The sequence below is a fragment of the Komagataeibacter melaceti genome (assembly GCF_003403295.1).
GTDB classification, from domain to species: domain Bacteria; phylum Pseudomonadota; class Alphaproteobacteria; order Acetobacterales; family Acetobacteraceae; genus Komagataeibacter; species Komagataeibacter melaceti.
Window position 1 is genome coordinate 35,765 of record NZ_QUWV01000125.1, and the last position, 9,303, is coordinate 45,067.

A 9,303-nucleotide genomic window follows, 5' to 3' on the forward strand; every position below is an offset into this window, starting at 1 on the left:
GCACAGGCGGCGGGGATGACGCCCCTTCCCTTGGGAAGAAGGTTTACGGCGCGGTATTGCGCAGGGTCTCGCCCTGATAACGCCCGGTCAGCGTGTTGAGGAACGCCACGATATCCGCCACGTCCTGATCGGAGATGTTATGGTCCGGCGTCTGGTAACGCGCCATGTCCCGCACCGCCTGATCCAGCGTCTTGACGCTGCCATCATGGAAATAGGGTGCCGTGAGCGCGATATTGCGCAGGTTGGGTACCTTGAAGCGTTCCATGTCCGCCGGGTTGTGGGTCACCTCGAAGCGGCCCTTGTCCGCAGCGGTCAGCGCACCACCACGGGCGGCGAAATAATTGCCTTCCAGCCCCATCGGCTCGAACGCCTGCCCACCCATGGACGGGCCGGTATGGCAACCCGAGCAGCCAATATCCTTGAACAGCGCGTAGCCATGCTTTTCCTGCGTGTTCAGGGCGGCGTCATCACCCTTGAGGTACTGGTCGAAGCGGCTGTCGGGCGTGATCAGCGTCTTTTCGTATTCAGCAATCGCCTCGGTAATCGTGGCCTCATTGATCGCGTCATTGCCGAAAGCCGACTGGAAATCCGCAACATAGGTCGGGTCCGCCTGAATATGCGCGGCGACCACCGCCCATTCATGCGACCCCATCTCCACCGGGTTCATGACCGGGCCAGCCGCCTGTTCGGCCAGCGTGGCCGCGCGGCCATTCCAGAACTGGCTCTTGTTGAAGGCGGCATTAAAGACGGTGGGCACATTGATCGGGCCCTTCTGCCCGTTAATGCCGGTTGCGGTAACCAGCCCGTCCACCCCGCCATGCTGCAGGCTGTGGCAGCTTGCGCAGCTCAGTTGCCCGTTGCCCGAGAGCTGACGGTCAAAGAACAGGCGCTGGCCCAGCGCGACCTTGCGGCTGTCCACCGGCAGGGATTCGGGCACCGGCTGCACCGGCTCCGCCGCGAAGCGATCGGCCACGCCCTGCGTCGCGTAATGCTGGCGGCGCACCTGCGCGATCCACGTCAGCATGCTCTCACGCTGTGCGGCGGACAGGTGGGCGTGCCAGTGCATGAGCAGGTACATGGTGGGGGGCATGCGGTTCTGGCGGATGACTTCCTCGATCCGGGCCAGCGGTTCCTCATCGGGAACCTGCCCGGTCTGGAGCGCGTTGATCACCGGCTCCACGCGGAAATGGCGCAGGCCCTGTTCACGGTCGCCGTTCATGAGGCTGTGGGCCACGGGAACGTTGAAATAGAACGGCAGGCTGACATTCGCCGCATGGCAGTAATCGCATCGCGCCTCGCGGATCACATCCAGCGCGGCGGATGACGTTGCATCCACCGATGCCGCCGCGGGTGCCGGCGCCGTTACGTGATCGAAATGCTCAAGATAGGCGACCGTCCCGCCATAAACCACGGCGCCAAGCGCCACTGCCGCCATTACCGCCTTGCTTACCGACATACAAAACCCTTTCCCTTGCCTGATGAGGGGTTCTGGCCGATTCAGGAATTACTTGTCAAAAACAATCATTACGACAGAAACGATCAGATCTCCTGATCCCCCGCGCCTGTCGCGCCATCCGCCTCTATCCGCATAGCTTCGCGTACCCGCTGGCGTGCGACATTGACATAGATGGTATCAAGGTCAATCCCGATGCCCTGCCCCCCTTCGCGCACGGCCGCCACCAGCGTGGTGCCCGTGCCCATGAAGGGGTCCAGCACCACCGGGGCGCGCTTGCCATGCAGGCGGATGCACATCTGCGGCAGCATGACGGGGAACGTGCCGGGATGATGGAATTTCTGCGCCCTGCCCTGCACGGTTTCATACGGGATGAACCACGTATCGCCCCGGCAGCGGCGGTCCTGCCGGTGGCCGCGACGGGCGATGTTGGACTTGTCCATATAGGGCACGCCAATATCGAGCCGGCTGAGCGTGACATCACCCGCCAGGGTCAGGTGAAACAGGTGTTCATGGTTGCGGTTGACATAGCGCGGACTGTTCACCGGCTTGAAATGCCCGTGCGTCTCCGCCCCGACCGAAATCGACTTGACCCATGAGATATGGTTCTGCAGCACGAACAGCTCACGCAGCCGCACCATAAGCTCGAACGGAATCCATGGCTGCGCGGAAGACCCCGCCACATTCAGGAAGAACGAGCCATCGGGCCGCATCACGCGCCGGACCTCACGCGCGACCTCGACCATCCAGTCCAGGTACCCGTTCTCATCCAGCCGGTCGCGGTAGGTGCGGTATTTCAGCCCGATATTGTAGGGCGGCGAGGTCACGACCACATCCACGCTGTCCGCCGCCATGCGCCGCAGCGCGCGTATGCAGTCCCCACGCACCAGCAGATGCGGCCCCTCGGTGTAACGGATGGTGCGCGGCGCGCGCGAAGGAGGTGCGGAAGCCTGCCCCGCGCGGGGTCGCCCTGTCATGGTGGTATGCTCTTCACTCCGCGCCGGACCGGGTCTTCTGCCCGCCCGGTGCGCTACGGGGCACCAGCACGATCATCTGCCCGCCCGCGCGCAGGTTGCCCGCCGTCTGCGCGGCTTCAGGCCCCCAGCCCATATACAGGTCGGCGCGGTCGGAACCCTTGATGTCGGTGCCCAGATCCTGTGCGAAGACAAGCCGGTTCCAGTTCGTCTCATGCCCGTCCACCGGCACCTGCGTCTGCACCCATACCGGGCTGCCCAGCGCGATGTAATGGCGGTCAACCGCCATGGAACGGCCCGGCGTAAGCGGCACGCCCAGCGCGCCCGGCGCGCCTGCCTGCGCATCACCCTGCCCCAGATCCCGGAAGAAGACGTAATTCGGGTTCTGCTCCATCATGGCCATGGCATCGGACGGATTTGCCTCAAGCCAGCCACGGATGGACGCCATGCTGACATCATCGGCCTGCAGCAGCCCCCGTGACACCATGACCCGGCCCAGCGGCACGTAAGGCTGGCCATTCAGCCCGTCAAAGCCCAGCCGGATCACCCGCTCATCAGGCAGGCGCACGCGCCCCGCCCCCTGAATCTGGAGGAAGAACAGGTCCACCGGGTCCGCCAGCCACAGCAGTTCGAGCTTTTTATGCGCCAGAACGCCCTGGTCAATCTGCGCGCGGGTCCAGTACGGCACGACCTGACCACCCTGCAGGCGGCCCGTTACCGTATTACCCTGCGCATCGCGCTGGCGCACCAGATCGGGCGGGCGACGATAGACCGGGGTCTGGTAAATCCCGCCACGGTGGAGGGAGCCGCGGATTTCAGGTTCGTAATACCCCGTAAACAGCATGCCATCAGCCCGCTTGCCCGGGGGCACGCGGTAGGGCACGAACCATGTCTCGAAAAAGGCGCGCGCGGCTGCGCGGTCACCCATGGGCACCGTGCGCGCGGCATTGCAGGCCGCCGCCCAGTCCCCCACCTGCCGGCCGGGACGGGACGTGCCATCATCCCCGCCCAGCTTGCTGTCGGCGGGCAGGCTCTGGACCTTGTGGCAGTCTTCCACAAAAACCGGCAGCGCCTGCTCCAGCGGGTCATCCTTCCAGCCGGGCAGGCTGTTGAACGAGACGGGCCCCGAAGAGGGCGCGTGCCCCCCCAGATCAGGGAAGTCCAGATTACACCCGGACACGGCGAGAACGGCGCACAGGGACGCCGCGTACCTGAATACTTTCATGAATACGATCAGATCACGGATTTATCGGCAGATTATGGCAGACATCTTTACGCGCTACGGCTCGCCCCAAGCCGCCAGACCGCGCCTGCCGTACCCGGAATGCATTCAAACGTCCACAGGTCGGAAAACTCGGTCACGGCATCAACGCCCGATACGGGCTGGCCATTGCTATCCACGGTCAGGCTGACCTGATCCGATACGATGCGGACCTCGATCCGGGCCTGCGGGTTCGGGCCGGTCTCATCCAGTTCCGCGCCGATGATGGCGATGTCGGTAATGTCGCGAATCTCGCTGCGCAGGACTTCACCGGCCTGCTGGCGGGACTGGATCGCGGCCTCGAACGCGGCATAGGTCGCCGCCGTCAGCCGTTCGCGCAGCACGGCAAGGTCACCGCTGGCATAGGCCCCCACGATCAGGCGGAACGAGCTTTCCACGCTTTTGGCGAACCCATCCGCCGTAAAGCCGGGCTGGAGCATGCCGATGCGGGCCAGCACGCCGCCCACGCGCGTATCCGGCCCCGGAATGTCGTATGTTATGGCGGGCGGGGGTGGCTCGGGCGCCTGTTCCACCACCGGCTGGCTGACCGGCTGGGGCGCCATGGGGCGCATGGCGGGTTCAGCGCCGACCCGGCGGCCAAGGATGCCACGCAGGCGCAGGACGAGGAAGACAGCCACCAGCCCCAGAATAACCAGATCCAGAGGAAAATGACCAAAAGAGAAATTCATGCCGCGCGTCCAAAACCGCAGGCGGCCAAGCCTGCCAGAAATTAGCCTGCACCCAACATAGGCAACGCCCGGAGACAGCACAATGCGCAACCCCCGTTAAAATTCCGGCGGCTGGTATGGCATCGCCTGCTGGCCCATGCTACGGCCAGAGAATACGATAAGCGTTTTCCCGTTCCATGTTACTGTGGAGACCATAGACAAGCATGTCCGATAAGACCCAGCCCCCCGCCACTGAAGACGGTCAGGGCGCGCCTCCGGCCCTGCCGCTCGCGATCAACCTGCAATACATCAAGGACCTCTCGTTCGAGGTGCCCGCTGGCGCGGAAATCTTCGCGACGCTGCGCACCAGCCCGCAGATCTCGGTCAACATCGACGTGCAGGCCAACCGCCTTGAGCAGGAACAGCCGGTGTTCGAGGTGCTCCTGACCGTCAAGGCCGAAGCCAGCGAACCCCCGCAGCAGGAAGGTGGCCCCGCGGGCCGTCCGGTCTTCATTGCCGAACTGACCTATGCCGCGATCGCGACGCTGAACAACCCGCCGGCCGAGCTGATCGAGCCGATCCTGCTGGTGGAAGTGCCGCGCCTGATCTTCCCGTACGTGCGCAACATCCTGAGCGAAGTCACGCGTGATGGCGGCTTCCCGCCGGTCGTGCTCCAGCCGATTGATTTCGTGTCGCTGTGGCAGGCCAAGCGCAACTCCTTTGACCAGACGCCGGGCCACGCCTGATCTGGCGGGTTTTCATCCTGAACGGATGACCGGGCCGGGGGCTTATGCTCCCGGCCTTTTTTAATACCTTCAGGGTCGGTCAGCCTGTTCCACACAGGCCAGCATCGCTGTCTGGTCGGGGCGTTCGGCCACGCTGACATCCCGCCAGCGCGGCCCCTCCGCCAGGACTGCCGCAACCCCATGTGACATGACAACGGCCCGCACGCTGGCCAGGCACGGCGCAAGCCGGGCATCCAGCGCGGCCAGAAAAGCCTCCGCCGTGCGGGCCGAATACAGCATGACAGCCCCAATGCGCCCGGCGCGCAGGGCCGCGCGCGCGGGTCCGGGCAGGCGCTGGCTGGCGCGGGCGGCATAGACGCACCGCCGCAGCACCCGCAGCCCATCGGCACGCAGGCTTGCCGCCATCTCCAGCCCGTATCCCCGCCCCACGGCCAGCAGCACCCGGCTCCCGGCTGGCACGTGGGCACGGATCAGGCCCAGCAGGTCATCCGCCGTGCCGGTGGCGGCAATGACATGGCTGAACCCGGCCGCGCGCGCCCGCGCACCGGTGGCATTGCCCACCACGTAACAGGGAAGGTGATGCCACTGGGGCCGGTTGATGGCGGGGATTGCCTGCGCGCTGGTCAGGACCAGCGCATCGGGCTGGAACGCGCCGGTGGACAGGGCGAAATGTTCGATACGCAGCATGGGGGCCGCGAGGGGCCGCAGCCCCATGGCCTCCACCGCCGCCATGGTGAGGGCAAGCCCGGGCGGGGGGCGTGTTATGATCACGCCATCAGGACTATGGGGCGGGTCCTGCCTATTCGGCAAAGATGTCGGCCGGGCTGTCCGCCCGCAGGCTGCGACCAAGGTCACGCCCGAGGCGTGCTGCGTCGGATGGCGCGCCGCTTATGGAACGCTTGAGCAGGAAGGAGCCGTCCTCACGCGCGACAAGCCCGGTCAGGTGCAGTTCCGGCGCGCCCCCGGCCACGACCGGGATCAGGCGCGCGTACCCGCCAATCGGTGTGCGGCACGAGCCGTCCAGCTCCGCCAGCAGCGCGCGTTCGGCCGTGGCGACGGCCCGCGCCTCGTAATCCTCGATCGCGGACAGGAGTTCACGCAGTTCCACATCGCTCTCACGCACCGTAACGCCCACGATGCCCTGCCCCGCCGCAGGCACCATGATGGTGGGGTCAAGGACCACATCCGCACGGTCTTCCATGCCCAGACGGCGCAGCCCCGCATAGGCCAGAAGCGTTGCATCGCACTGGCGCGCCGCCAGCTTGTCCAGCCGGGTCTGCACATTGCCACGCAGCAGGCCGAAGCGCAGGTCGGGGCGCACATGCAGCATCTGCGCCTGACGGCGTACGGAGGCACAGCCCACCAGCGCGCCCTCCGGCAGGCCCGCGTAGGGATCAGCCGGGTCCGGCTCTTCACAGTCGGGGCCGAGGATCAGCACATCGCGCGCATCCTCGCGCTTGAGCGTGCAGGCCAGCACCAGCCCCGGCGGCAGGGTGGTTTCCAGATCCTTCAGGCTATGGACGGCAAAGTCGATCCGGCCATCCAGCAGGGCTTCATGGATTTCCTTGGCGAACAGGCCCTTGCCGCCAATTTCCGCCAGCTTGCGGTTGAGCACCTGATCGCCCGTGGTGCTGATCTGGTGTTCCTGAAACGCGCCCATGTCGCGCAGGACGGGGCAGAAACGGGTCAGTACCGTCAGGAAGGCCCGTGTCTGCACCAGCGCGAGCGGAGACGCGCGCGTCCCGACCCTGAGCGGCAGCTTGCGCCGGTGGGGTTCGGCTTGCGTGGCTTCCTTTCGCTGGCGGGCAGCGGCCTCGGCCGCGACCTTTTGTAGCGCGGACGACGGAAACAGGGCTGATGGCTTTGCGGACTCCATTGCGCGTGTCTATTACCACACCACGATAAAGGAAAGATGACATTCGGCACGACCGGACTGTAAATTGCGCCATGCCCGACACCAGACAAGCCCCCCCCGAAATGCCAACTCCCGTTATGGCCATTGAATCTTCGTGCGATGACACCGCCTGCGCCATCGTTACGGGCGACGGTCGGATACTGGCTGATGCGACATTATCGCAATCCGGCCATGTGCCATTCGGCGGGGTCGTGCCCGAAATCGCGGCCCGCGCGCACCTGTCCGCGCTGCCCGCGCTGGTACGCGACACGCTGGAGGCCGCTGGCCTGCGCGCGCGTGACCTCGGGGCCATTGCAGCAAGTTGCGGGCCAGGTCTGATCGGCGGGCTGATCGTGGGGGCCGACATGGGCAAGGGCATGGCCCTGGCACTGGACAGGCCCTTCATTGCCGTAAATCATATCGAGGCCCACGCCCTGACCGCCCGCCTGCCCGGCATTGCCGCCAATGGCGCGCCTTTTCCCTACCTGCTGCTGCTGGTTTCCGGCGGGCACTGCCAGTGCATCGCGGTGGAAGGTGTCGGCCATTACCGCAGGCTGGGCGGCACGATTGACGATGCGGCGGGCGAGGCGTTCGACAAGGTCGCCAAGATGCTGGGGCTGGGCTGGCCCGGCGGCCCGGCGGTGGAAAGCCTGGCGCGTGAGGGTGACCCTGGCGCGGTCGCCTTGCCCCGCCCGCTGATGGGACGGCCCGGCTGCGATTTCTCCTTCTCCGGTCTGAAGACCGCCGTGGCGCAGAAGCTGCCCGCACAGGTCCGCACCGCCCTTACGCGCCAGCAGGCGGCCGATCTTGCCGCAAGCTTCCAGCAGGCGGTGAGTGATATCGTCATCGACCGCCTTGGCCACGCGCTGGACATGATGCCCCGGCCCACCACGCTGGTCGTGGCCGGTGGCGTCGCGGCCAACGGGATGCTGCGCGCACGGTTGCGGGACTTCGCCGCCATGCATGACCTCCCGTTTGCCGCCCCACCGCTGCGCCTGTGCACGGACAATGCCGTCATGGTGGCGTGGGCCGCGATCGAGACCATGCGCGCGCGTCTGGCACTTGGCCTGCCCATTCCCGATGATATCGCCATGCGCCCGCGCCCGCGCTGGCCGCTATCGGAAATGGCGCAGCGCATGACCGCGTAAAACATCCCGCGCGCCGGTCAACGGGGGCATCAACACAACGCCATCCGCCACCCCCTTGCATGGCAAACCCAACAGGCGCATTGCGGTTAACGCAACAACAGAATGCCGGACAGGGCACACCACCCAAAGGGGGAGCTAAGGGGATGACCCATATCGCGCGGATTGCCGTGATCGGCGCAGGCGCATGGGGGACGGCGCTGGCCATGCAGGCCGCCCGCGCGGGCGCGCATGTCAGCCTGTGGGCGCGTAATCCCGCCGCCATGTCCGCGGGCCGGGTGCTGCCGCGCCTGCCCGGCTTCGCCCTGCCCGACACCATTACCGTAAGTGGCGACATGCCGCGCCAGGCCGACCTGATCCTGCTGGCCTGCCCCATGCAGCACCTGCGCGCCACGGCACGCCACGTACCCCCCTGCGCGCCCATGATCGCGTGCTGCAAGGGCATGGAGCAGGCTACCGGCCTCATGCCGCTGCAGGTATTGGGCGAACTGTTCCCCCATAGCGTGCTGGGCGTCCTGTCCGGCCCCAATTTCGCCCATGAAATCGCGGCTGGCCTGCCCGCAGCCGCCGTGCTGGCCAGTACGGAGCGCGCGCAGGCCCGCAGGCTGGCCGACCTGCTGACCACGCCGTCCTTCCGCCTTTATGCAAGCGACGACCCGACCGGCGTGCAGCTTGGCGGGGCCGCCAAGAACGTGATCGCCATCGCGGCGGGCGCCACCATGGGCGCACGGCTGGGGGAAAATGCCCGCGCGGCACTGATCACCCGCAGCATTGCGGAACTGGCGCGCCTGTCCCTGGCGCTGGGCGGCAGGCCGGAAACCCTGTCCGGCCTTGCGGGAATCGGGGACCTGCTGCTGACCTGCACGGGCCTTGCCTCACGCAATTACCGGCTTGGGCTGGCCATCGGGCAGGGCACGCCCGCGCTACAGGCCGCAACCGCGCTGGAAGGCGTGGCCGAGGGCATGGCCACGGCCCCGGCGCTGCATGAACTGGCGCAGCGCCACGATGTGAGCACGCCGGTCATCGCCACGGTCAGCAGCCTGCTGGCGGGCACGATCGACATGGCCGAAGCGGGCCGGCGGCTGCTGGCGCGGCCCGTGGGGCATGAATTCACATGACCCCCACATGCCCCGCCCCACCCTGCGTCCGAACGGGTGGCTTG

General features: G+C 66.6%; 9 protein-coding genes. 3 read left to right on the plus strand and 6 right to left on the minus strand.

What is annotated here, in order from left to right; all coding sequences use genetic code 11:
- Positions 1-43: 43 nt before the first annotated feature.
- The 4 genes from DY926_RS13025 to DY926_RS13040 form a co-directional block, all read right to left on the minus strand.
- Positions 44-1,456 (minus strand): cytochrome-c peroxidase, encoded by a 1,413-nt coding sequence (locus DY926_RS13025; RefSeq protein ID WP_116703756.1) that lies wholly within the window; start codon positions 1,454-1,456, stop codon positions 44-46.
- Between the two features lie 83 nt (positions 1,457-1,539).
- Entirely contained in the window at positions 1,540-2,430 is an 891-nt protein-coding gene (locus DY926_RS13030) for a DNA-methyltransferase (protein WP_116703757.1), read from the minus strand.
- 13 nt (positions 2,431-2,443) lie between these two features.
- Positions 2,444-3,652, minus strand: coding sequence for a murein transglycosylase A (mltA, locus tag DY926_RS13035; RefSeq protein ID WP_116703758.1), 1,209 nt, complete (start codon positions 3,650-3,652; stop codon positions 2,444-2,446).
- 47 nt (positions 3,653-3,699) lie between these two features.
- The gene (locus DY926_RS13040) at positions 3,700-4,377 is read right to left on the minus strand and encodes a Tim44/TimA family putative adaptor protein (RefSeq protein WP_148707789.1); all 678 of its coding nucleotides are present in this window, start codon (positions 4,375-4,377) and stop codon (positions 3,700-3,702) included.
- A 203-nt stretch (positions 4,378-4,580) separates the two neighbouring features.
- On the opposite strand from DY926_RS13040, the gene secB reads away from it, so the two are divergent.
- The gene (secB, locus tag DY926_RS13045) at positions 4,581-5,102 is read left to right on the plus strand and encodes a protein-export chaperone SecB (RefSeq protein ID WP_116703760.1); all 522 of its coding nucleotides are present in this window, start codon (positions 4,581-4,583) and stop codon (positions 5,100-5,102) included.
- 69 nt (positions 5,103-5,171) lie between these two features.
- On the opposite strand, the gene DY926_RS13050 is transcribed toward secB, so the two are convergent.
- Both DY926_RS13050 and hemC read right to left on the minus strand, forming a co-directional pair.
- Positions 5,172-5,873 carry a uroporphyrinogen-III synthase gene (locus DY926_RS13050; protein WP_241503209.1) on the minus strand — a complete coding sequence of 234 codons (702 nt, stop codon included), beginning with the start codon at positions 5,871-5,873 and terminating at the stop codon, positions 5,172-5,174.
- Positions 5,874-5,901: 28 nt separating this feature from the next.
- Positions 5,902-6,978 carry a hydroxymethylbilane synthase gene (hemC, locus tag DY926_RS13055; RefSeq protein WP_116703761.1) on the minus strand — a complete coding sequence of 359 codons (1,077 nt, stop codon included), beginning with the start codon at positions 6,976-6,978 and terminating at the stop codon, positions 5,902-5,904.
- A gap of 71 nt (positions 6,979-7,049) precedes the next feature.
- On the opposite strand from hemC, the gene tsaD reads away from it, so the two are divergent.
- Positions 7,050-8,144, plus strand: coding sequence for a tRNA (adenosine(37)-N6)-threonylcarbamoyltransferase complex transferase subunit TsaD (tsaD, locus tag DY926_RS13060; protein WP_116703762.1), 1,095 nt, complete (start codon positions 7,050-7,052; stop codon positions 8,142-8,144).
- Positions 8,145-8,287: 143 nt separating this feature from the next.
- Positions 8,288-9,259 carry an NAD(P)H-dependent glycerol-3-phosphate dehydrogenase gene (locus DY926_RS13065; protein ID WP_116703763.1) on the plus strand — a complete coding sequence of 324 codons (972 nt, stop codon included), beginning with the start codon at positions 8,288-8,290 and terminating at the stop codon, positions 9,257-9,259.
- The last annotated feature ends 44 nt before the right edge of the window (positions 9,260-9,303 follow it).

Coding starts and splice junctions, on each gene's coding strand:
- hemC (WP_116703761.1), bottom strand. CDS start 6,978: ATGGAGTCCGCAAAGCCATCAGCCCTGTTTCCGTCGTCCGCGCTACAA.
- DY926_RS13040 (WP_148707789.1), bottom strand. CDS start 4,377: ATGAATTTCTCTTTTGGTCATTTTCCTCTGGATCTGGTTATTCTGGGG.
- tsaD (WP_116703762.1), top strand. CDS start 7,050: ATGCCCGACACCAGACAAGCCCCCCCCGAAATGCCAACTCCCGTTATG.
- DY926_RS13030 (WP_116703757.1), bottom strand. CDS start 2,430: ATGACAGGGCGACCCCGCGCGGGGCAGGCTTCCGCACCTCCTTCGCGC.
- mltA (WP_116703758.1), bottom strand. CDS start 3,652: ATGAAAGTATTCAGGTACGCGGCGTCCCTGTGCGCCGTTCTCGCCGTG.
- secB (WP_116703760.1), top strand. CDS start 4,581: ATGTCCGATAAGACCCAGCCCCCCGCCACTGAAGACGGTCAGGGCGCG.
- DY926_RS13065 (WP_116703763.1), top strand. CDS start 8,288: ATGACCCATATCGCGCGGATTGCCGTGATCGGCGCAGGCGCATGGGGG.
- DY926_RS13025 (WP_116703756.1), bottom strand. CDS start 1,456: ATGTCGGTAAGCAAGGCGGTAATGGCGGCAGTGGCGCTTGGCGCCGTG.